Raw genomic sequence first — 22,850 nt, 5'->3', positions numbered from 1 at the left:
TCTTACCACGCATAGTCTAGTCGCAAGCCAATAAGCGGCTCAGCTTCGCTGTCGTCTTTCACTATCACACCGCGGCGGTAGTCAAATTCGCTATCGTCACTTGATGATGCTGCCGTGACGTTTATAACATCAAGAAAAGCGGTTAAATCTATAGCACCAAAGGCTCTGCGGTAGTCAATACGAACATTCAACAACCCAGAACCACTTTTGCGACCAACATTGCGCTCAATGATCTCTTTCGAGTAACGTAGCGGTTGTCCTTGTCCCAACACATCTTCGTGAATAATAAACTCATCGTCTGGTCTACCAGAAAGATATTTGTAGCGACCGGCTAACTTCCAATTATCGTTGATTTCCCAAGTTAGGCCGACAGTTGCGACATGCTCACGACTAAATTCAGCAGCTACATCACCACGACCGTCGTTGCGGTCAACTACTGCATCGTTGTACGAGTATGTTGCACTAGCGTAAAGGCCTTCGAAAATAGTGCCGTTAACCACAATATCAACGCCATACGAGGAGCCATCACCTATGTTGGCAAAAGTGCCGCTTGCTCTATCCAAATCTACCACCAATCTGTCGAGACTCTGATAATAAGCCTCAGTTAACACAGACCAATCGTTCGTCGGGAAATACTTAAAACCAATACTGCTATGGGTGATTTTTTCGGTTTTCAGGTCGTTTTCCTCATTCGCCGCCAGCTCTAAATACCTAGGGGACTGATGAAAAAGTCCAGCTGTTGCAAAGTATCTAACCGATTTGCTCGGTTGCCAGTTGACACTGAATCTTGGCGAAACGAAACTTTCGTCGGCAAAACCGTCACGCTCAACCCTAAAGCCAGAAGTAAAATCCCAATCAGCAAATTCAAAAATTTGATCTATATAACCAGCATAGTTGGTTTCTTTTTGATGGACAGAAGAGTTTATATTCTCTGGCGTCAATACAATAAAACGCTGCTCAGGATCAGGTCGAAAATCGTCTTCATCGTAGACAAATCGATTCCAATCACCATCTAACACTGTGGTGTAATCTAGTGCAACTTGTGTTACCCGCACTCCAGCACTGAACATCCCCCATTGGTTTCGAGTTTCAAAGTCGCTGCGCCAGCCAAACTCTGTTTCTTTTTCACCTATAGTAATAATATTCTCTCGCACAGGAAAACTCGATGCAGGCGATCCTGCCGGTACTTGATCAGGAAATGCTTCACCTTCTGAGCTGAGTTTGTCACTTTTGCGGTAGTAAACTTTATTGTTCCAAACAGCTTGTTCACCTATCAATGAGCGCAGCGTCAAACCATATAAGTCACTATCTTGTTCAGAATCTTGCAACGCTGCATCTTCAAAATTTGGTGAGGCAAAAACGTGTGTGACACCACGAGTGTAGTCTTCGTGTGTGTCCATCAACAAAATTTCAAATGTATGCTGCTGATTAATTGGTATAACAGACTTAACAATGACGTCTCTTAACACCGGCTCACCTATATCTAATTCTTCAATGGTTTCAAACAATGCGCCAAAATCTAATCGCCGAGCAGAAAGCAGCATAGTGGCATCTTTTGACAAACCAGCTGGCCCATCGTAACCCAGTTCGTAACCAGCAAGATCGTAGCGAAAACTTGCTGACGGACTGGGATTACCATCGGCGACTTCAAGTTTGAGTAAAGATGCGGCACGGCCACCATAAGCAGGTCCCCAACCGCCGGGTGAGAAATCTGCACCGCTAATCACATTTGGGGCAAAAATTGAGAAACGGCCACCACCACCAACATCTTCCTCTTCACCTAGGGTTGCATCAAAGTGCACAGCTTTATCAAAGGGAAAGTCATCGACAAAAATCAAATTATCTCTTGGACCGCGGCCGCGCACGCTAAAACTGGCAAATTCACTTGCTGAAGCCAAGCCTGGCAGCCCATCTAATGAGAGTAGCGGATCTGCGCCGCCACCAACAGATCCGCGCAATGCTTCTCTATCGAGATAAGTGCTAGAAGCTAATGCATTCGCTTGCTGGCCTCGGACCACCACAACCTCAATAGCTTGCTGTTTAAGTTCAAATTCTAGTTTGATATTTTTGCGTGTAACGACTCGTACACTCGGCTCATATAGCGAAGCAAAACCATCTTTGGATAAGTTCAAAGAATAAAGACCAGGGTCGAGCTGTTCGATAACAATCCTCCCTTGCTCGTTGCTTTCTATAGTTTGGCTTGAAGCTGTTTCTCGTTCTTTGAGTATGATCTGCACGTCTGAAAGCGGGCGATCTGTATATTGGTCTTTAACTATAATAGTGAGTGCACCGGGCGATTCTGCTGCGCTTACACAAAATGATAAAGCCAAAAATGGCCAGCCAAATAGCCGTGTACAAAGTGCAACCCAAGATATTTTGCGTAGCGGGCTCATAGTTTTATCCCTCTATAGTTAATCTAACCTGCATTCTGGAAGACGGTTTTAATTGTTTGTTCATCTTACTCTCGTTCAATAATAGACGGCATTTATCATCCGGGTAGTAAAGCTAGTGAGAATAGAAATTCACCTAGACATAAAGTTTGCAGCAAACAACAATTGAAGACTGACAGTTACACTAAGCTTAGGTTGATGTAGAGCTAAATCAATATAAATTGCGAGTATCAGAGCCATCACAGACAGTTCAATTCAAGGCGTATCATTGCAGGAATGTAGGCACCTTTCAAAATGATACAACACAGAAGTGGGCTGTCTGTGGGGCTCCTGAAAGGCTGGGCTAAAAGCCATTTATTCTGCGTTAAGTTGGCTTGATATAGAACCACTATGCCTGTGCCAACTTGCCTTGCCTAAATGGCTTTTATCTCCAGCTGATTATCGCTATTTATATTGATTTAGCTCTATAATGAAAATCTAACAGACAATAATAGATACAAGGACAACAACTTATGCGTATTCTTCATACCATGCTACGTGTTGGCGACTTAGACAGATCAATCCAATTTTATACCCAAGTCATGGGTATGCAGTTGTTGCGCAAACACGACAATGCTGAATACAAATACACCCTAGCCTTTTTAGGCTACGCTGACGAATCAGAACAAGCTGTGATTGAATTAACCTACAACTGGGGTGTCAGCGAATACGATTTAGGTACAGCTTATGGGCATATAGCAATAGAAGTGGATGATGTGTATCAAGCTTGTGAAAAAATTCGTCAAGCGGGTGGAACAATTTCACGTGAGCCAGGGCCAGTAAAAGGTGGAACCACAGAAATTGCTTTTGTTAGAGATCCAGATAATTATGCTTTGGAGCTCATTCAGAAAAAATCTGACAACGCATTATAAATTATTGTGCTAAATGCTGGTGCACAACTCTCTTTAATTCATCTGTTTGCACCGGCTTAGACAAAAAGTCATTCATACCGACTTTTAAACACTTTTCTTTATCGCCCGCCATTGCCGCCCCCGTCAGTGCAACAATAGGTGTAGGTATTAATCCTTGCTCGGTTTCGTATTGACGAATTAAATGCACCATATCGTAGCCGCTTAAATTAGGCATATGGCAATCGGTAATAACCAATTTATATGAATGGTTTTTAAAAGCTTGTAGCCCTTCGTAACCGTCATTGGCGACAGCAGGATCAACACCTAATACTTTTAGCTGCTTTTTTATTAATTTTTGATTCAGTGGATTATCTTCCACCAGCAAAACATCTTCACAGCCCAAATTAGTTTCAGATTCAACATTTTGATTGGCCGTTTGTAAATACACTTCTTGCATGCTTGTTTCTTGCTGCAAAACTACTACATCATCGGCCATAACATGTTTAATAAATTGAAACTTTGTCAGCGGTTTAATAGGTAAAGCTGGCATTTGGGGGTACAAAGTACGTAGTTGCTCAAGTTCATTGCGTTCCACTGCGACCATTTTATTGCCATCAGGAATATCAAGTGTTTCGAACATGTGTAAAACGTCAATATGCGGTTCTATTTCACCAAGCATCAGAATAATTGAACCCGACAAGGATTGCATTTGACCAGAGGTCGATAACTCTTGCCAGTCATGGCAATAAGCCTCTCCACCTTCGCTTTCAGCATAGTCAACTAGACGACCGGTTAATTTTTTTAAGTAAGGATTGCATTCAATAAAATGTAGCTCTCGAGCAAATAATGGTGGTAAATCTTCCTCAAGCACTGCAATTTTGCCTAAAGTTAAGTGGATACAAAACTCAGTGCCCTGACCTTCTTCAGAGGTTAAAGAGATGCCCCCTTGCATCATTTCAACTAGCTTTTTACAAATTGCTAAACCAAGACCTGTGCCACCAAACTTACGGCTAGTTGATTTTTCTGCCTGTTTAAACGGCTGGAATAGTTTGGCTTGTACATCTTTGTGTATTCCTATACCGTTGTCTTTCACTGTTATCGCTAATTTGTATTCTGTATCCGTTTCGTTTTCAACCGACACATCCACCACAACCTTACCCACTCGCTCACTTTGTTTAGCGGTAAATTTAATTGCGTTGCCAACAATATTAAACAGTACCTGCCGTATACGGACTGGATCACCGATCATTTTATCCGGCATGTCACTTTGTTCTCTAACTTCAAAAATAAGTCCGAGTTCCATAGTCGAGGGGACAAAAGTTTTAACCACACTGTCTAAGGTTTCGGAAAGTAAAAACTCAGTTTTTTCTAGTTCAAATTTGCCCGATTCAATTTTACTAATATCTAAAATATCGTTAAGTATTGCGACCAAGTTCAATGCAGAAGATTTTGCGGTATCAATTAAATCCATTTGCTCAAAATTTACTTGAGTATGTTTGAGTAAATCAAGTGATGCGACTATACCATTCATTGGCGTGCGAATTTCATGGCTCATCATGGCTAAAAAATCACTTTTAGCTGTACTCGCCTGTTTGGCCTGCTCAATAGCTTGTTGCATTTCTTCAGTGCGAATTTCAACCATTTGCTCTAAATTTGAATTAAGCTCTTCTAATTCAGCAGTTTTGTCGTGAACTTTTTGTTCAAGGGATTGATTCGCCGAAATCAAAGCTGTCGCAAGCTGATTTACAGTGTCAGCAAGTCGACCAAATTCATCGTCACGTTTTAGATCAATTTTGTGATCTATGTGGCCGTGAGTGATTTTTTCAGCACCTTGGGTAACCTTATATAGCGGGCGTAAAATCAACTTAACCATATAAACAGACAACAACACACCAAGACCAAGAGAGGCAATAAAACTGTAGGAGACAAGTTCTACAAGCTGCTGAACCGCTTCTGAAGGTTCTTGCAAATATAAGATTAAAAATGCAGTACCCGGAACGCCAATACACACCAGTAACAATGTAGTTTGGGTTAAATACAACTTGCTACGAATGCTTGCTGTATTGTCTATGCTCATCATTTGGATTACCTAAATAGCCTGATTATGTTCGTTAGTCAGTTGAAATTGGCGGCAAAAGCGCTCAAAGTCAGCTATATCACCGATAGGTTTAGAAAAGTAATAACCTTGCAGCACTTGTGCGTTAAATTTTTCACATAAAGTTGCTTGTTCAATGGTTTCAACGCCTTCAACAACTACATTCATTTCTAAGCTTGAAGCCATAGAAATAAGTGCCTTAAGCAAATTGCAACCTTTTGCGTCGCTGGGAAGTCCAATTACAAACGAGCGATCAACTTTCAAGGTAGTTACAGGTAAGTCCCGCAAGTACGCTAGTGACGAATAACCAGTACCAAAATCATCAACTGCAAAACCAACACCAGCGTCCACCAATTCTGCGATTGTATTGCGTACTGATTCCATGTCATGTATCAATACACTTTCGACAATTTCCAACTCAATCACTTTAGGTGGCAAGGCAAACTGCTGCAAACAATCGAAAAGCGATTCGGTAAAATTTTCATCTGCAAGTTGCATTGCCGATACGTTGATAGACATACGAAAGTCCTCGGAAACAACGCCTTGGCAGCGCCAGTCTAATAATTGGCTACACGCCTGTTGCATAACCCATTGGCCTAATTGGATAATTTTTCCAGACGATTCAGCAAAAGGAATAAATTTATCAGGTGAAAGTACACCTAAACTTGGATGAAACCAGCGAATTAGAGCCTCAGCCCCAACAATCCGCACTGGATTGACAGCCAACTGCGGCTGATAAAATAATCTAAATTCACTATTTTTAATCCCAGCCAACAATGAGTTTTCAATTTCTAGCTGTTCTTCAAGCTGCTCATGCAGCACTTTCGAATAAAAATAAAATTTGTTTTTACCTGCCTGTTTTGCTTTGTACATGGCAATTTCTGCGGCTTTTAATAACTCTTTGTGATCTAAAGCGCTGTCAGGATACATAGCTACGCCTATACTGGCCCCCAATTCTAACTTATGGCCCAAACACTCAACCGGTGCGGAAAATACCTGCTGCAATCTATTGGCAAAATTGTATAAAGCTGAACCACTATCTAAATTGTTGGCTAATATAGCAAATTCATCACCGCCAAAATAACAAACCAAATCCCCGTCTCGGCAAACTTTCGTCAGCTCTTTTGCTACTTTTTGTAAATACATGTCGCCGACATAATGACCATAATAGTCATTACAAGATTTAAAGTTATCTACATCAATCAGGATTAAACTAGCCTTAGCTTGGTCACGCTGCGCTCTTTGCAATAGCGCCCTCAATGACGAGATGAAAAAGTCTCTGTTTTTTAATCCCGTGAGTTTGTCGGTGCGTGAAACATGCTTAATATCTTGAGCTTTAGTGGAGAGCGCTTGATACAAACTCACCCGAGAAACAGTTCTAGCATAAGTTTTGTATAGCAAGGTTTTATTTAATTGCTCCGCAGTTACTATTTCATCAATCCCCTTGCTTAAACATTTGTTGATTAAGCTATCGTTCACTTCACTGGCGACCGCAATAAAAGCAGTTCCACCAGCAAGTTTATTTTGGGTCATGTTGACCAAAGTTAAAATATCTAAATCAGGCAAAACTAAGGGTAGGATAACAATATCAAAATGAGTGCGGCTCATATGGTTAATAGCTTGTTCACCGTCATTCACCACTACGATAGCTATATCACTGATATCAAATGACAATTGCTCAGCTAAATATTTGGCATCATGATAAAAATGATTAACTAACAATATCCGCATAGGGCACACCAAACTTTCAACACTCAGTTTATTCGCATGTATAAGTGTTTGGCATAAACGCCAAATTAGCAAATTTCCATATATAAAATTCAGTTTTTTGCCAGTGCAAAGTATCTCTACTACACTTATTTTTGGAATGCATCCTGATAGTTTTGGGTACAAGTTGTGTAGGAATACAAAAATCTGTTTAAGCAGAAATACTCTGCTTTGATAGCTAAGTGTAGTTGAAGATTTTATTAAGATTTATTTTTATGCCACAAACAACACTGACCACAAGTAAGAATTACGAACAACAAGAAAACTACAATTTCTTATTTGCACAAGACGGCAGTTTACTCTCTGAACTCCCTGACATTCGGTCGGATAAACTAATTGCGCGTCTAGATAAACTGACTAACAGTGGTAGTTCAACAAACAGCCTGTCACAACTGCTAGGTAAAGATACTTTTGAGAAACTGCGCCATGCCAGTTGGCAATTTACTCGGCATGCAGTTTTACCACCTTCGCAAATTCCTAAATGTGGTGTTTGGGATATTAGCTGTTTTCCTACACAGTTAAACAACCAAAGCATATTGTGTGTGAGTTTTACTTCTTCGCCTATAGCCATAGCAACGCACTTAACTAATAGTTACCAAATAGCAGCCGAAGCAACACAAATTGGCGTTTGGGACATTCGCTTTATTGAAGAACCTAGAATGATGGATGAAGTAGATTGTTTCCAACATATTTTGGATAACCAATTTGTTTTTTTTTCACAAACGGCGCAAGACATTTTATCGCTTCACACGAGCAAAAGCTCAACTTGGCGGGGTGTCTTTTGTCGAATTCATCCTGATGACATGATCACATTCGAGCAAATGTTTTTAGGCAATTTATACCATGGAATTCGACTACATTTTGATTGCCGCATTGCCGACTTAAATCAAAACTACCGCTGGTACACAATCAGGGGAGAATCAATCTCAAATGAAACTGGTCTACCTCTTAGAATGTGCGGTAGTGTATTTGAATGTACAGAGCAAAAAGAAATGCTCAACTCAATTGTTGAATCAGAAAATACTAAAAAATTAGCACTTGAAGCAAGTAGCATTGGTGTTTGGTCTGGAACTAGCCTTGATGGTATTTGGGCCTGGGATGCAAATGTTGCGAAAATAATGAACTTGGATAAAAAACGCCAAGGAAAATTGTCAGAGCTGCTCAAATACATTCAAAATGACGATAAAAAACAATTAATTGAACAATTGCGTAAAGCCAGCGCAGGTCAAGCTACGATTGATTGTGAAGTAAAAGTTGACTTAGAACCACAAGGCACACATTTTGTCGTGATTAAAGGCAATGTGACACGAGATATTATGGGTAATGTCAAAAGGATTGACGGTATTTGTCATGATAACTCAACCGAGCGCCTTGCAAGCCAAAAAATTAAAGAGTTGAATGAAGCACTAGAGAAAACGGTTAAACAAAGAACCCAAGAATTGGTAAAAGCTCGTGATTTAGCTGAGGCTGGTAGCATTGCCAAATCAAACTTTCTTGCAATGATGAGCCACGAAATTCGCACACCAATGAATGGTGTTATCGGTGCGCTCGATTTAGTTGAAAGATCTCAATTAAATTCAGAACAATTAGACCTAATTCACACAGCAAAAACGTCCGCATTAAACTTAGTCGACATACTCAACGACATTTTAGACCTGAATAAAATCGAAGCAGGCAAAATGCAACTCGAGTCAACCCAAGTATCTATCTCAGAGACAGTAGATAATGTGGTTAATATGTTTCTTTCGATCGCCGACAATAAAAACGTTCACATCACTTTAGATGAAGACAATGATTTACCGGATTGGGTTAGCACAGATCCAGTTAGACTAAGGCAAATATTGATTAATTTTGTATCAAATGCCATTAAATTTTGTGGCAGTGACAGCAAACCAGGCCATGTACATATTAGTATTAAAGTCGACCAACATCAGTCTGTTAGCAAACAAAAATCCATTGTATTTAGTGTTCAAGACAATGGCATAGGTATGACAGCTCAAACAATTGATAAGTTGTTTTCACCATTTACTCAAGCAGAAGCCTCAACAACACGCAAATATGGTGGTACAGGTTTAGGTTTGGCCATTTGTGGTAGGTTATGTGAATTGATGGGTGGACAAATTGAAGTTGAAAGTAAGGTTGATGAATATTCACAGTTCACCATTCGCCTACCCTTGTGGCAAACAGACCACTTAACAGATATATCTATGTTATTTGGCCAACTAATATTTTTACAAAATTTATCTGCGACACCAAAGCAACAACAATGGGTGGAAACACGTCTTGAGCAACTCGGGGCTGAAATAGTTGATAATCCGACTAACGCTGAAATAAATCTTATATTAGCCAACCAAAGCACAGATTTAACCCATATAAAAAATGCCATCGAACAAGATAACGACTTAGCTTCATCCACTCAAATCATACTCGTTTGCCCGCGTAACTTTCGAACGGCATTGTGGCAAATTTGGCCTGATTTAACAGTGATAGCGAGCGATCCTATGACACGTTATGCGTTTGAAAAAATAGATTTAAACTTCAATGAGCCAAATGAACTAAATACAACAGAGGAAAAAACTTCATCACCAGCCAACGCGAGCATCTTGTTAGTTGAAGACAATCCACTCAATCAAAAGTTACTCCTCAAGCAACTCAGTGTACTAAACATAAAAGCCGACCTCGCCCACAATGGCAAAATTGGATTCGAGTTGTTTAAAAATAACGACTACAAGCTGATATTAACGGATTGCCATATGCCTGTAATCGATGGGTACAAGATGACTGAACAAATTAGGACATATGAAATTGAGCAAGGGCTAGCGTCTACGCCTATAATTGCAATAACGGGAGCAGCAATGACGGGTGACAAAGAAAGATGCCTAGAATCAGGGATGAACGACTTTTTACCTAAACCCATCGAAACACATAAGCTAAAGGCAATAGTGGAGAAATGGCATGAGTGAAATCCCTGTTTATGATCCAAATGTATTAACCGGCTTGATTGGTGATGATATTGAAAGTATCCAACAGTATAAATCTGAATTTTTACAACAATGTGTGCCAAGTTTACGGGAAATCGCAGCCGCCTTTAATAAAAACGATAAACATGCGGTAAAAGAAGCTGCACACTATTTAAAAACATCAGCCAAAGCTGTCGGAGCAATGCGTTGTGCTAATCGCTTACAGGCAATTGAAGAGGCGGCGATGGCAGAACAAAGAGCAGTACTCAAACAACATATCACTCAATTACAACAAGATATTCGTGATATAAAAAAGGAGTTTATGTAAATGACTGCTAAAAGTACAACAAAGCGCACTTTAGCTAGCAGACATCCACAAGTATTATTGATTCACTCTGTCGATATGGAGAGTGGTGCTGCTGTCATTGCTTCACAACACATGGAAGACTTTCGTGCGTTTAAACAAGGTGAGGAAGCCATAACTGCAATTAAAGAGTTTCAACCCAAAATTCTGCTACTTGAATTAAACTCAGTGAAAGAAAGCGTTGCATTTTATGTCAGTTTGGTCAAAGAACACGAGTTACTCACCCACCCGCACCAAGTGGTACTTTTATGTAGTAACAAAGAAGCAGGATTAGCTTATGCTGTATGTGCCAAAGGCAGTTTTTATGATTATTTTGTCTCCCGTCCCATTTACGAGAAATTCCGCTTAAAATCTATCTTAAACAACTTAGGTAAGATGCTCGCAATCCAAGAAGAAGCTTCGACATTAAACGATAGTTATATAAATACGTTAGACGCAGATATCGACGCATTAATTAACGAAGCAAATGGTTTCCAACAAAGTATTCATAACAGTATAGAAAATTGTCGTACCGCATTAATCAACAATGGTGGACAACAAAGTAATGGAGAGGACATTACACAAGTACTGACACCGCTCATTTCTCAGATAGAGAATGAAGTGCACAATAGCTTAAGAGCATTTATTGAAAATTTAACTAAACAGAAAAAAACTAACTACTCTCACAACGAACAACTGAAAAAATCTGTTACTCCTGAATGCAAATTTATTAAAGATATACCTGCAGAAGAGGCAGACGGGCCTTTTGAAGTAGAAGCCGATAGCCCACCGTCAGAAGAACTATTTCAGCAAGCAGCTGAAGAACAAAGTGAAGAAGCTGCACGTTTGTTGGCCGAACAAGCTTTGTTGGACGATAGTATTTTGTTAGGTGATGAAGGTGCGGTAGAGCAAGAGCCAGCTAAACCCAGTCCGAAAAAGATCCTGATTGTCGAAGATAACCATATATACCGAGACATGATCAAAAAGATCCTTATTGGCGCTGAATATGAAGTTGTCGAGGCAAGCAACGGTATGGAGGCGCTTAAGATTTCCACTAAAACTAAATTCGATTTAGTACTAATGGATTTATTTATGCCAGGGTTAGACGGACTAAACGCCACCAAACAATTTAGAAAACGCATGGGCAAAAAAGATTTACCTATCTTAGCTTTAACCGGCAATAAAAATAAAGATCTTGTGATGAAATGGGTATCATCTGGCATTAATGGTTATATTATGAAACCTTCAAGTAAAGAGAAAATAATTCAAGCAGTTGAACAAGCTATCAGTAAAAAAGAAGCACAAACTAACTAACCTCTGCTGCGCATACTCAAAATTGCCCTAACAAAAATATCTGTGTACAGCCAATTTTTGTCCCTTAGTCACAAAGTAATTTATTGTTGCATCTATAAGCACAACAATTAAAATTGAAAAAAATGCAAAAAAAAATAAATTACGTTGAATTTTATTCATGTTGGAAATTAAACATCTAAAAACCGTGCGCGCCTTGGCACATACAGGCTCTTTAGCCAAAGCGGCTGATTGGCTGCATACAACCAGTTCAGCTTTGTCGCATCAACTTAAAGAGTTAGAAGTGCGTATTGGCCACCCCATCTATCTGCGCAAAACCCAACCAGTAAAATTTACCGCTGAAGGGGAAATCATTTTGCAACTGGCAGAACAAATGTTACCTATGCTACAACAAACTGAAGAGCGCATTAAAGATTTACGCACTCAGGCCAAAGGGCAACTACGTTTAGCAATTGAATGTCATAGTTGTTTTCAGTGGTTAATGCCGGCAATCAGCCAATTTCATAAACGCTGGCCCATGATTGAACTGTCGTTTAACAACGATTATATGTTTGATGCCCTGCCCGGCTTAGCCGAAGGTGAGCTTGATCTAGTGATCACTGCCGATACCTTTGAATCGGACGATTTTCACTTCGAACCTTTATTCAGTTTTGAAATGGTGTTAGTTACAGCACCAGAACATCCGCTTAGTCAAAAAGCCTATATTGAAGCGACTGATCTTACCCAACAAACTTTATTAACTTATCCGGTTGAACCAGCTCGTTTAGACATCTATAAATATTTATTGCACCCAGCCAACTGCCAGCCAAAACAAGTTAAAAAAGTCGATCAAACTTTAATGATTTTACAAATGGTCACGGCTAATTTAGGGGTTGCGGCTTTGCCTTCATGGGCAGTGACTGAATATCAGCAACAGGGTTTAGTTGAAACTGTGCAAATTGGCAAAGATGGTTTAACCAGCAAATTATTTGCAGCGGTAAAACAAAGGCAAAAAAACTTGGGTTATATCAAATCGTTTTTTGAGATCAGTCAGCGTACTAGCCTAACAAATCTAGCCAATGTGTCACCAATCAAGTAAATATCTACCCAGCTAAATTTTATTGAGCTTTGTACTGCAATTTTGCCATTCATCAACCATAATTATCTTACCTTATCACGTAAATTGAGTGGATATGAAAAACCTGCAAAACCAAATTCTCATTGCCATGCCATCTCTCGAAGATGGCTATTTTGAACGCACGGTAACTTACATTTGTGAGCACAACGAAAATGGCGCTATGGGTATTGTGATTAATCAACCACTTGAAATGAAAGTCACTGATTTACTCGAGCAAATTAAAGTGCCACTCAAAGATAAACTGATTTTACCGGAAATCCACGTATATGCAGGTGGGCCAGTTAGTCCAGAGCGCGGTTTTGTCTTGCACCGCCCGCAGAAAAAATGGCAAAGCTCGATGCAATTAACCCCAGATATTATGGTGACCACCTCACGTGACTTATTAGAATCTATTGGCACCAAAGACGAACCAGAAGATTATTTAATCTGTTTGGGTTATGCCGGTTGGGAAAAAGGCCAGCTGGAGCAAGAGCTATTGGATAACGCTTGGTTAACCATTCCAGCAGACGCAGATTTAATTTACACCACACCAATACATTTACGCTGGCAACAAGCCTCTGAAGTGCTCGGCATTGCTACTTGGCAAATCAGTAATCAAATTGGTCACGCCTAAGCGCTAAATTTGCTAAACTAGCAGCATATTTTGCAAATTATTGAATCAACAGATGACTCAAATCTCATCAAAAATTGGCCAACGCAACGTAATGGCTTTTGACTTTGGCTTAAAAAGCATAGGTGTCGCCATTGGCCAAGAGCTGTCTTACTCCACCCGCTCGCTGCCAGCATTAAAAGCACAAGACGGTATCCCAAATTGGGATTTAATTGAAAAACAGTTAAAAGAATGGCAACCCGATTTGCTGTTGGTCGGTTTACCTCTAAATATGGATGGCACCGAACAAGAAATTACCCAAAGAGCGAAAAAATTTGCCAACCGTTTGCACGGTCGTTTTGGTTATCCTGTTGAAACTTGGGACGAGCGTTTAACCACAGTAGATGCCAAAGCTTATTTATTTGAAACTGGTGGTTATCGTAACTTGGCCAAAGACAAAATAGATTCTAAATCGGCTGAAATAATTCTGATGAGTTGGTTTGAAAATCAAGCGCTCTAATTCCCCCAATATATGGAACTAATCTAGCTTTAAACATACTAATGTAAAAACCAATTCAAGGAATTAGATATGCAAAGCTGGCTGCGCAAAACACTTAAACAAAACCGTTCGTTTGTTATTTTCATTAGCTTAATGTTGGTATTTCGTAGTGCCTTTGCCGATTGGAATGTCGTACCAACAGGTTCAATGAAACCTACTATAGTTGAAGGCGACCGCATTTTAGTTAATAAAATGGCGTACGATTTGCGTGTGCCCTTTACCAATATTTCGCTTTATAAAATAGCAGACCCAAAACGCGGCGACATAGTCACCTTTGATTCAGCAGTGTCTGATTTAACACTTGTCAAACGTATTATAGGTGTACCTGGCGATGTGGTTGAATTGAATGATAATGTCTTAACCATTAACGGCCAGCAGCTAGACTACACTCAAATGGCACAATCGAATTCAGCCAACGACCAAATTGAAAACTTATTTGGTGTAGCACATGCGATACGGGTGCAAAAACAAGGTTCGGTATTAGCTAACTTCCCCCCAGTGTTAGTTCCAGCTGGTCATTACCTTGCACTAGGTGACAACAGAGACAACAGCTCTGATTCAAGGGTAATAGGTTTTGTCCCAAGATATGAAATTGTAGGCCGCACCAGCAGCGTGGTCTTTTCTGTTGATTACGATAACTACTATTTGCCCAGAGCAGATAGATTTATGCGGGATTTGTGATCCCGCTAGTCAGCGTCGGCTTCAATTTCTGCTAACAAGTCTTTTATTACTGCAGCTAGTTTATTAAAGATTACAGCTCTACGTGTGGTTTGACGCCAGACCAAACCAATTTGGCGGCTTGCGGCCTCTTGCGCTGGTTTTACTAGCTTTAAATCGCTTCCTTCTAACAAACCCGCACTTACAGCCATTTGTGGCACAAAAGTCGCGCCAGCTTGGCACTCAACCATAGTAATCAGGGTATGTAAGCTACTGGCTGAAAACGGATTAATTTTACGGCTATCAACCAAGCGACAAGCCGATACTGCATGCTCAGTTAAACAGTGTTCTTTTTGCAGTAAAAAGATACTTTGATCTGGTAAAGCTTGATAATCAATATCTGCTTCTTGCCCAACTGGATAATCTTTATGTGCAGCCATCCAAAATTTATCTTCACCAACAACTTTGCTATGGAACGCACCTGTATCAACCGGCAAAGCTAAAATTAAACAGTCTAATTCACCCGAGTCTAAACTCTTTAACAAATTTTCAGTTGTATCTTCTTTTAGCTGCAACTGTAAGTTGGGAAAAGCTTGTTTAACCTTTAGATAAAAATCTTTAAATAGAAATGGTGCTATGGTTGGAATACAACCCATCTTAACTCTACCTGCCATAGGATTTTGTGCTTCACTGGCAATTTCAGCTAATTCACTCGCCTGCTGAACAATTTGTTTGGCCATTTCAACCATAGCCTCACCCATTTCAGTAAAAACAAATGATTTATGATCACGCTCAATTAATTGTCCACCTAGCTGGTCTTCTAAGTTTTGGATACCGGCACTTAAAGTCGATTGACTGACGAAACAGGCTTCCGCCGCTCGGTTAAAGTTTTTAAGCTCATATAGTTTGATTAAATATTGTAAATTTCTAATGCTTGGAAGTTTGTTAGCCATTCTTGTATTAATTTGTTTACGCCTGATTAGTCATACTTTAGTGCATAACCTGTGCTTGTGACAACAAAGAATCAACTTGGCTTAACGCCTCTGAACTTACACGAACAAATTTCCACCAGTTTGTTTGGTATTCGTCCAGCGATGGGGTGGATGCGGAGGAATTACAGCAGGGCTTATATCAGCCCTGCTATCAAATTATGAGAGATAGTGGCAAGTAAAAACTAAATTAAGATCTATCGTGTCTTTTACTCATACGCTCAGACAACTTTTCTCTTTGCTCTGGTGTTAACACTAACCAAATTTCATGGTGAACCTTGCTCTTGGCTAACATTTTATCTTGCATATCAGCTTGATATTGGGCAAACAAAGCTTTAACCGCACTTTCATCATAGTCTTCGCTATGAGTTAGTTGAGTTAACTCTTTTTTCATACTGTGTAAACTACCACTCTGCTCTTTGCGTTCAACTTTGGCAGCGGCTAAAATAGCTTCAATTTTGTCGGCTTGTTCATCGGTTAAATCTAGTTTGCGTTTCATATGTTTAACTGATGGAAAATCTTGGCTTGAGTGTTTGTGTTTTTTGTGTTTCATGCAATGAGCTGGTTTACCTTCACCATCATGACCACGCTCACCCGCCATAACAGGTGAAGCCATAACAGCTAAAGTTAACGCTGTTGCAATACTGGTTTTAATTGAATTAGTTAGTTTCATTGTCGACATTCCTCTTTGGGTTGTTGATGTTTTTGACGATTTTAGTCTAGCTAACTGAACGCAAAGAAACGCAAAGGCAATGTAAAGTTTAGGTAAAGAGTTTGGAGTCACCAAACACAGCCAGTACAATTAAACTGTCACAACAAAATAGTAAGAGTAAAGATGCAAGCAAACATTCTGATAATTGACGACGACGTTGAACTAGTTGAGCTACTTAGTGAATATTTAGGTGCAGAGCAATTCAACTGTGCGAGTGCGGCAAACGGTCAAGAAGGCATAGAGATGCTGCAACAAGCTTCTTATGATCTGATTTTATTAGATGTGATGATGCCTAAAATGGATGGGTTTGAAACCCTCAAAGCCTTGCGCCAAAAAGATAAAACCCCAGTATTAATGTTAACCGCGCGCGGTGACGATTATGACCGTATTCTCGGTTTAGAGTTAGGCGCAGACGATTATTTACCTAAACCCTTTAATCACAGAGAATTACTCGCACGCATTAAAGCCATATTACGCCGCTTCGACTATGCCAAAAGCTTAACTCAGCAACAGCCGGTACAGATAGGTAAATTACACATAGATCACAATACCCATAGCGTCTATATCAATAACCAAGAAGTAGAGCTCACAGGCACTGAATACCAATTTCTAGATTATTTAGTGCAAAACCTTGGTCAACTGATTAGCAAAGAAACCTTGAGCGAACAAATTCTCGGTCGCCGTTTAATGCAGTTTGACCGCAGCATAGACATGCATATTAGTAATTTGCGCAAAAAACTAAAAGAAGAAGAAAGCATAGAAATTAAAACCGTTCGTGGTGCAGGTTACCGTTTGGTGGCGCATGATTAACTCTAAGTTCAACCCATTTCGTTCGCTGTTTGGCCGTATTTTTATTGGTTTCTGGGGCACAGTATTAGTGGTTATCGCCGCCACTATTTTTATCAACCAGCAGTTTAATCAATATAATAATGTGCGACCGATAGATGATTTTAATAAACATCAGCTCAAGCACACTAAAAAAGAGTTGCAACGCGCCAAGGATATGCAGCAATTAGAGAAAAAAATCTATCGGCTGCAAAAACACTCTAGACCACAGCGTTGGTTAGTTTTACGTGACACTGAAACAGGTGAGTTAATTAAAAATGATTCGCCATTAGACTGCCCAAATGCCGAGTTAAAACAACTTGCCTACGAAGCTGAACCCTTGCAAGTGAGAGTTAAAGACCACGTATTAATTGGCCCTGATTCGTTATCGCTTGACGGCAAAGAATACAAATTAATGATGGTGTATAAAACCAGTCCAAGAGCTGATTTTTACCGAGCTTTGTGGCACTCCCCCGAATGGTTGAAATTTTTAATCGCTGGTTTATTAACCATTCTACCCTGTTGGTTGATAGCCCGAGGGATTGCTATTCCGATAAAAGCACTTAACCAATCTGCACGTAACTTAGCCGAAGGCAAACTCAGTTATCGAGTTCCGAATAAAGTAATAGCGCGTGGTGATGAAGTGGCACAATTAGCCCAAGATTTTAACCATATGGCAGAAAAAATTGAGAGCAATTTAGCTTTGCATCAAAGGTTGCTCGCCGATGTGTCCCACGAGCTGCGCACGCCGCTCACCCGCTTAGGTTTATCTTTGGCATTAGTTGCGAAAAATCCACAAAATAGCCAAACACAAATCGCGCGTATGGAGCTAGAGCTAAATAAACTCGACCAAATGATAGGTAATGTTTTACGCCTAGCCAAACTTGAAAATGACGATGTGCAATTAGAATTTTCCCCGGTGAACATCAGTGCACTCTTACGGGATATTAGCGCTTCCGCCCAACTTGAATGTGACGAAAAAAACATTCAATTTGATTTATGTATAAATGACGGCTTGTGTGTCGACGGCGATGCTATGTTGTTAAGCACAGCAATTGAAAACATCGTGCGCAATGCAATTAAATATTCACCGGTTGATAGCCAAATTAAATTAATGGCCGCACTGAGTGAAAATCAACAATGCAGCATACAAGTGACGGATAGTGGCCCAGGTGTGCCTGATGAAGATATAGACAAAATCTTCAACCCATTTTATCGAGTTGAAAGAGACCGCGACCGCCAAACCGGCGGCACAGGTTTAGGTTTGAGCATAGCGAAAAAGGCCATTTCACGCCATGGTGGTGATATAGATGCCAGCAATAATGCAACTGGTGTTGGTTTAACTGTAGAAATTTGTTTACCAGCCAAACAAGGTGACTGCGAATAAGCTATTCGCAGTCCTAGCCATTATTCATTAGCAGCAGCCATTGCAACTGCGTACAACAAAGGTGCATTCCAATTGATTGCTGTTTCATTGGTTGCATAACTACACCAAGCGTCTACATACGACAAAGCTGGTAGTTTTGATGGATAGTCACACTTGTCCTGTTGGCCTGAATGTGGCCCACCAGCAACTAAACCAGGTACAGATTCAATCACATCATCCGCTTCAGATATTCTATGATGCAGATGCATAGGTGTTTTAACCCCCAAACCAGAGACATAACTATATCCGGTTGGATTAGTGCCAAATAAATAATCTAAATTCGTTGTCATTAAGCGACTGACTTTAGCTTGATTAGCGACATAAGGTTTTGCAGCATCTAAAAGCATAATGTGATTAGCCATTACTCCATTACTTCCCCACACAAAATCACCTTGATACGCGCCCAAACTGATTTTTATCGCAGATTTATTAGCAACGGTTAGCATATGCTCTGCGGTTTGTTGCAACTTAGTTTGCGCCAACGTCTGCCACCCTTGGTTTAGTGATTGTTCAGCTAACGAGATCCAACCTAAACCTTTAACATCAGCCCAGTTTGGCACCGACATGTCAATTTGCTTAAATTTAGCGAGATCTTGCCAATAACTCGCTTGATTAAAGCTGATCGCCATTTCAGCCGCAGCCCAAAACCATTCATCTTGATAGTCATCACTGCCAATGACATAAGCACCGGTTTTAACATCATCAGGCTGCACATAAGCTGTGTTTGGATTGTCTTGTGCCCACAGATACGCTTGTATTGCTGCATCAGCACATAGCTTTGCCCGGGTCGGGTCTATATCTTTGAGCTGACGGGCAAAATAAGCCGCGGTCGCAGCAAAATCTAAAGTGGCACCAATTGACTTAGCTATCATATATCTTGGCTGAGTGCCTGCTTCTGGCATAATCACACCGCTAAAGTTGAGTGTAGTGACTTTGTGATAAGCACCACCATCATTTGGATCTTGCATGGTTAAAAACCAATCTAGCTGCCAAAATAACTCATCTAAAATATCTGCGGTTTGATTAGTTTGCTCTGGAATATTTAGCTTTAACTGGTTAAAAAACTCAGGTTTACGCATGTAAGCACGTAAAATGCTGTACATACTAATGGCACTATTAACTGTGTATTTGTTGTAGTCACCCGCGTCATACCAACCTTTAGGCGAAGAGACAATTGTGCCTTCTGGACGCTGTGCTGAAGCGGCTGATTTGTGAATTATCACAGCGTCATCCATATGCCCTGCCGCTCTTGCAAATTTACCTGCATACTTGGCTTCAATTGCATGGCTCGCACGGTTGTAATAAAAACCTTCGGCGATCACTTTAGTCGCATTTTTATACAAAGCGCTGGCAATTTTAAAATCAACCAAAACTGTATCCGCATAAACAACTTGATAGTCACCTGGTTGCTGAATATCAGTTAGATCCAATTCAACAAAATTTTGCTCTGAAAACGGCCAGAACTTAGATCCAGACGTTTGTTTAGTTGCGACAATTTGCTGGCTGTTTTTATCCACTATATCCACAGACAAAACTGTATCAGCTTGCAAATAGATCAACTTATCAGCATCACTTGCATAACCGAGTTGGTTGTATAGTACAGCCTGAACTTGTGCAGCTGTTGTTTGTTTAACATCGTCTGTATTATTGTGCGATTGCTCGGTATTTTGGCAAGCACCGAGCAAAAGTGCGGTTAAACTGATTAGCGCACTTTTGCCTAGGTTATTTGTCATTATTATTTTTCCTATCTAGTGTGTGTTGTTAACCAGAAACTGTTTAGCCAATATAAAACTCAACCACATGATTTTCTGTATATTTTGCAGAGTCAATTGTATTGCCCGCAATTGCCTGACCATCAATATACAAACCTTGTTTATCACTTGAGTTATTATGCACACTAATCTGGTAGTGTGCGCCCCTAAATTTACGCTGCACAGTAAAACTAGGCCAGCTTTTTGGAATACATGGCGTTATGCTCAAACCTTGGTAGTCTGGTCGAATACCCAAAATATACTGCACTGCCGCATAATAACTCCAAGCAGCTGTGCCGGTTAACCAAGAATTTTTTGCTTCACCCGGAATCGCTGCATCTTTACCAGCAACCATTTGCGAATAAACATAAGGTTCAGTTTTATGCGTTTGCTGCAAATCTTGCAAATAGATTGGGTTAATGCGCTGATAATACGACAAAGCTTTATCAGCCCGGCCTAACATAGCTTCACCTATGCAGATCCACGGGTTGTTGTGGCAGAAAATACCAGCGTTTTCTTTATAGCCAGGTGGATATGAAGATATTTCGCCCAAAGCTATATCGTAGCGACTAAAAGCAGGTTGCTGTAACACTATGCCAAAATCACAAGCTAAATGCTCTTCTACCGCATCTAGTGCACTTTGTGCTTTGCCGTTTTCCAGGCCAATTCCAGCCATCACACAAAAGCCTTGTGACTCAATGAATATTTTACCTTCCGCATTTTTATGACTGCCAATCGCTTTACCATCCGCATCATATGCGCGTAAAAACCACTGACCATCCCAACCATATTGCTCAACTGCAGTTATCATTTTCTCAATATGTGTTTTAGCCGCGTTTGCCTCTTCAAACATGCCTATATGCTGACATAAGCGCACATATTCTTGGCCGTACAATACAAATTGGCCTGCAATCATCAGAGATTCGGCAACTGAATCTTTTCTGTGTTCAGTTGTTTGGAAAGATTCATTTGGATCGTTTGAATAACAGTTTAAATTTAAACAATCATTCCAATCAGCGCGGCCAATTAACGGCAAACCATGTGGACCTAATTTGTTGGCCGTGTGATTAAACGCAGCGCGTAAATGCTCAAAATGGCTGACCGCTTGGCTGTTGTCATCAAATGGGACTTTTTCATCTAAAATCGACCAATCGCCAGTTTCTTTAATATAGTTAGCTGTGCCTAAAATCATCCACATAGGATCATCATTAAAATTACCACCTATATCTGCATTGCCTTTTTTCGTTAACGGCTGATATTGATGATAAGCCGAACCATCTTGTTTTTGTGTTGCCGACAAATCTAACAAACGCTGACGTACAGCAGCAGGTGCTATATGGGTGAAACCTATGGTGTCTTGATGTGAATCTCTAAAACCCATACCACGGCCTATGCCTGATTCATAATAAGAGGCACTGCGCGACATATTAAATGTCACCATGTTTTGATATTGGTTCCAGATATTAATTGAACGGTTAAATCTGTCATCCGGCGTATTCACCTGACAAACGTCTAAACACTCCTGCCAATAAGACCGTAATCGTTTACATTGATGGTCGAATTTTTTAGCCGTATCCACATGAGCAAACAACTCACGTGCAGGTGTTTGATTAATTTGGTTAAGTGCTTGCCATTTATTTTCTCGGCTCAACTCACAATAACCCAACATAAAGACGATTTCTTCACTTTGCCCAGCAGCTAATTGCAAATTGAAATAATGCGATGCAATTGGCGACCAACCATGTGCCACACTGTTTGCCGCTTTATTGGCACTGACAACTTGTGGATTGTTAAAGCCGTTGTACATACCAACAAAAGTTTCGCGATCTGTATCGAATCCATCAATATCTTTGTTGCATGCAAAAAATGCATAGTGATTGCGGCGTTCGCGATATTCAGTTTTGTGGAAAATAAAATTGCCATCCACTTCTACTTCACCAGTTGATAAGTTGCGCTGGAAGTTTTCGCCATCGGTTTGCGCATTCCACAAACACCATTCAATAAAAGAGAATAAGCCAATCTGCTTAGTCTGTTCACTGTTGTTGGTGAGTTTGAGCTTATAAACTTCCGCGTTCATCTCTAGCGGGATAGTCACAGTTAACTCAGCTTCTAGTTCATTTTTACGGCCGATAAAACGGCTGTACCCCAAACCGTGGCGGCACTGGTAAAAATCAAGCTCAGTGTTACACGGACGCCCAGCCGGATTCCACACCACACCATTATCATTGATATAAAAATAACGGCCACCACTGTCCATTGGCACATTGTTATAGCGATAACGGGTTAATCGTCTGAACTTAGCGTCTTTATAAAAACAATAACCACCCGCTGTATTGGAAATCAGTCCATAAAATCCATCATTGCCGAGGTAATTAATCCAAGGCAATGGTGTATGTGGTGAGGTAATTACAAACTCTTTGTTTTCATCGTCAAAATAGCCGAATGAAGTTTCTGTGTTTTGTGTCATAA

General features: G+C 40.3%; 17 protein-coding genes. 10 read left to right on the top strand and 7 right to left on the bottom strand.

The window, feature by feature from the left end:
• Window positions 1-2 precede the first annotated feature (2 nt).
• A complete protein-coding gene (locus ACMZOO_RS15465) occupies window positions 3-2,393 on the bottom strand; it encodes a TonB-dependent receptor (protein WP_440904216.1) in 2,391 nt (796 codons plus the stop codon).
• A gap of 509 nt (window positions 2,394-2,902) precedes the next feature.
• On the opposite strand from ACMZOO_RS15465, the gene gloA reads away from it, so the two are divergent.
• On the top strand, window positions 2,903-3,301 hold the full coding sequence (gene gloA / locus ACMZOO_RS15460; RefSeq protein ID WP_440904215.1) for a lactoylglutathione lyase: 399 nt from the start codon (window positions 2,903-2,905) through the stop codon (window positions 3,299-3,301).
• Between the two features lies 1 nt (window position 3,302).
• Here gloA and ACMZOO_RS15455 read toward each other — a convergent pair whose 3' ends face one another.
• Both ACMZOO_RS15455 and ACMZOO_RS15450 read right to left on the bottom strand, forming a co-directional pair.
• Window positions 3,303-5,360: an ATP-binding protein gene (locus ACMZOO_RS15455; protein ID WP_440904214.1), complete on the bottom strand. Its 2,058-nt coding sequence runs from the start codon at window positions 5,358-5,360 to the stop codon at window positions 3,303-3,305.
• A 9-nt stretch (window positions 5,361-5,369) separates the two neighbouring features.
• Window positions 5,370-7,106: a putative bifunctional diguanylate cyclase/phosphodiesterase gene (locus ACMZOO_RS15450; RefSeq protein WP_440904213.1), complete on the bottom strand. Its 1,737-nt coding sequence runs from the start codon at window positions 7,104-7,106 to the stop codon at window positions 5,370-5,372.
• A 251-nt stretch (window positions 7,107-7,357) separates the two neighbouring features.
• Here ACMZOO_RS15450 and ACMZOO_RS15445 point away from each other — a divergent pair, with 251 nt between their 5' ends.
• From ACMZOO_RS15445 to lepB, 7 genes are all read left to right on the top strand, one after another.
• Window positions 7,358-10,105: an ATP-binding protein gene (locus ACMZOO_RS15445; RefSeq protein WP_440904212.1), complete on the top strand. Its 2,748-nt coding sequence runs from the start codon at window positions 7,358-7,360 to the stop codon at window positions 10,103-10,105.
• Window positions 10,098-10,430, top strand: coding sequence for an Hpt domain-containing protein (locus tag ACMZOO_RS15440; RefSeq protein WP_440904211.1), 333 nt, complete (start codon window positions 10,098-10,100; stop codon window positions 10,428-10,430). Before ACMZOO_RS15445 ends, ACMZOO_RS15440 begins: the two co-directional genes overlap by 8 nt.
• Window positions 10,431-11,759: a response regulator gene (locus ACMZOO_RS15435; RefSeq protein WP_440904210.1), complete on the top strand. Its 1,329-nt coding sequence runs from the start codon at window positions 10,431-10,433 to the stop codon at window positions 11,757-11,759.
• A 157-nt stretch (window positions 11,760-11,916) separates the two neighbouring features.
• Window positions 11,917-12,834 carry a LysR substrate-binding domain-containing protein gene (locus tag ACMZOO_RS15430; RefSeq protein WP_440904209.1) on the top strand — a complete coding sequence of 306 codons (918 nt, stop codon included), beginning with the start codon at window positions 11,917-11,919 and terminating at the stop codon, window positions 12,832-12,834.
• Window positions 12,835-12,928: 94 nt separating this feature from the next.
• A complete protein-coding gene (locus ACMZOO_RS15425) occupies window positions 12,929-13,486 on the top strand; it encodes a YqgE/AlgH family protein (RefSeq protein WP_440904208.1) in 558 nt (185 codons plus the stop codon).
• Between the two features lie 52 nt (window positions 13,487-13,538).
• Window positions 13,539-13,982, top strand: a complete 444-nt coding sequence (gene ruvX, locus ACMZOO_RS15420; protein ID WP_440904207.1) for a Holliday junction resolvase RuvX — start codon at window positions 13,539-13,541, stop codon at window positions 13,980-13,982.
• A 69-nt stretch (window positions 13,983-14,051) separates the two neighbouring features.
• The gene (lepB, locus tag ACMZOO_RS15415; protein WP_440904206.1) at window positions 14,052-14,702 is read left to right on the top strand and encodes a signal peptidase I; all 651 of its coding nucleotides are present in this window, start codon (window positions 14,052-14,054) and stop codon (window positions 14,700-14,702) included.
• A gap of 5 nt (window positions 14,703-14,707) precedes the next feature.
• Here the strand turns inward: lepB and ACMZOO_RS15410 are convergent, their stop codons facing one another.
• Window positions 14,708-15,631: a hydrogen peroxide-inducible genes activator gene (locus ACMZOO_RS15410; RefSeq protein ID WP_440904205.1), complete on the bottom strand. Its 924-nt coding sequence runs from the start codon at window positions 15,629-15,631 to the stop codon at window positions 14,708-14,710.
• Window positions 15,632-15,857: 226 nt separating this feature from the next.
• A complete protein-coding gene (locus tag ACMZOO_RS15405; RefSeq protein ID WP_440904204.1) occupies window positions 15,858-16,340 on the bottom strand; it encodes a Spy/CpxP family protein refolding chaperone in 483 nt (160 codons plus the stop codon).
• A 162-nt stretch (window positions 16,341-16,502) separates the two neighbouring features.
• Here ACMZOO_RS15405 and ACMZOO_RS15400 point away from each other — a divergent pair, with 162 nt between their 5' ends.
• Window positions 16,503-17,189 (top strand): response regulator, encoded by a 687-nt coding sequence (locus tag ACMZOO_RS15400; protein ID WP_440904203.1) that lies wholly within the window; start codon window positions 16,503-16,505, stop codon window positions 17,187-17,189.
• A complete protein-coding gene (locus ACMZOO_RS15395; RefSeq protein WP_440904202.1) occupies window positions 17,182-18,591 on the top strand; it encodes an ATP-binding protein in 1,410 nt (469 codons plus the stop codon). Before ACMZOO_RS15400 ends, ACMZOO_RS15395 begins: the two co-directional genes overlap by 8 nt.
• Window positions 18,592-18,611: 20 nt before the next feature.
• Here ACMZOO_RS15395 and ACMZOO_RS15390 read toward each other — a convergent pair whose 3' ends face one another.
• Both ACMZOO_RS15390 and ACMZOO_RS15385 read right to left on the bottom strand, forming a co-directional pair.
• Window positions 18,612-20,363: a glycoside hydrolase family 9 protein gene (locus tag ACMZOO_RS15390; RefSeq protein WP_440904201.1), complete on the bottom strand. Its 1,752-nt coding sequence runs from the start codon at window positions 20,361-20,363 to the stop codon at window positions 18,612-18,614.
• 43 nt (window positions 20,364-20,406) lie between these two features.
• Window positions 20,407-22,848, bottom strand: coding sequence for a GH36-type glycosyl hydrolase domain-containing protein (locus tag ACMZOO_RS15385; RefSeq protein WP_440904200.1), 2,442 nt, complete (start codon window positions 22,846-22,848; stop codon window positions 20,407-20,409).
• Window positions 22,849-22,850: the final 2 nt, after the last annotated feature.

Source organism: Catenovulum sp. SX2 (assembly GCF_052056295.1).
Classification (GTDB): Bacteria; Pseudomonadota; Gammaproteobacteria; order Enterobacterales; family Alteromonadaceae; genus Catenovulum.
Note: the sequence above shows the minus strand (reverse complement) of the source record. Positions and strands in the feature narration are given on the sequence as shown.

Coding starts and splice junctions, on each gene's coding strand:
- ACMZOO_RS15400 (WP_440904203.1), top strand. CDS start 16,503: ATGCAAGCAAACATTCTGATAATTGACGACGACGTTGAACTAGTTGAG.
- gloA (WP_440904215.1), top strand. CDS start 2,903: ATGCGTATTCTTCATACCATGCTACGTGTTGGCGACTTAGACAGATCA.
- ruvX (WP_440904207.1), top strand. CDS start 13,539: ATGACTCAAATCTCATCAAAAATTGGCCAACGCAACGTAATGGCTTTT.
- ACMZOO_RS15440 (WP_440904211.1), top strand. CDS start 10,098: ATGAGTGAAATCCCTGTTTATGATCCAAATGTATTAACCGGCTTGATT.
- ACMZOO_RS15430 (WP_440904209.1), top strand. CDS start 11,917: ATGTTGGAAATTAAACATCTAAAAACCGTGCGCGCCTTGGCACATACA.
- ACMZOO_RS15465 (WP_440904216.1), bottom strand. CDS start 2,393: ATGAGCCCGCTACGCAAAATATCTTGGGTTGCACTTTGTACACGGCTA.
- ACMZOO_RS15395 (WP_440904202.1), top strand. CDS start 17,182: ATGATTAACTCTAAGTTCAACCCATTTCGTTCGCTGTTTGGCCGTATT.
- ACMZOO_RS15385 (WP_440904200.1), bottom strand. CDS start 22,848: ATGACACAAAACACAGAAACTTCATTCGGCTATTTTGACGATGAAAAC.
- lepB (WP_440904206.1), top strand. CDS start 14,052: ATGCAAAGCTGGCTGCGCAAAACACTTAAACAAAACCGTTCGTTTGTT.
- ACMZOO_RS15450 (WP_440904213.1), bottom strand. CDS start 7,106: ATGCGGATATTGTTAGTTAATCATTTTTATCATGATGCCAAATATTTA.
- ACMZOO_RS15390 (WP_440904201.1), bottom strand. CDS start 20,363: ATGACAAATAACCTAGGCAAAAGTGCGCTAATCAGTTTAACCGCACTT.
- ACMZOO_RS15425 (WP_440904208.1), top strand. CDS start 12,929: ATGAAAAACCTGCAAAACCAAATTCTCATTGCCATGCCATCTCTCGAA.
- ACMZOO_RS15455 (WP_440904214.1), bottom strand. CDS start 5,360: ATGATGAGCATAGACAATACAGCAAGCATTCGTAGCAAGTTGTATTTA.
- ACMZOO_RS15435 (WP_440904210.1), top strand. CDS start 10,431: ATGACTGCTAAAAGTACAACAAAGCGCACTTTAGCTAGCAGACATCCA.
- ACMZOO_RS15405 (WP_440904204.1), bottom strand. CDS start 16,340: ATGAAACTAACTAATTCAATTAAAACCAGTATTGCAACAGCGTTAACT.
- ACMZOO_RS15410 (WP_440904205.1), bottom strand. CDS start 15,631: ATGGCTAACAAACTTCCAAGCATTAGAAATTTACAATATTTAATCAAA.
- ACMZOO_RS15445 (WP_440904212.1), top strand. CDS start 7,358: ATGCCACAAACAACACTGACCACAAGTAAGAATTACGAACAACAAGAA.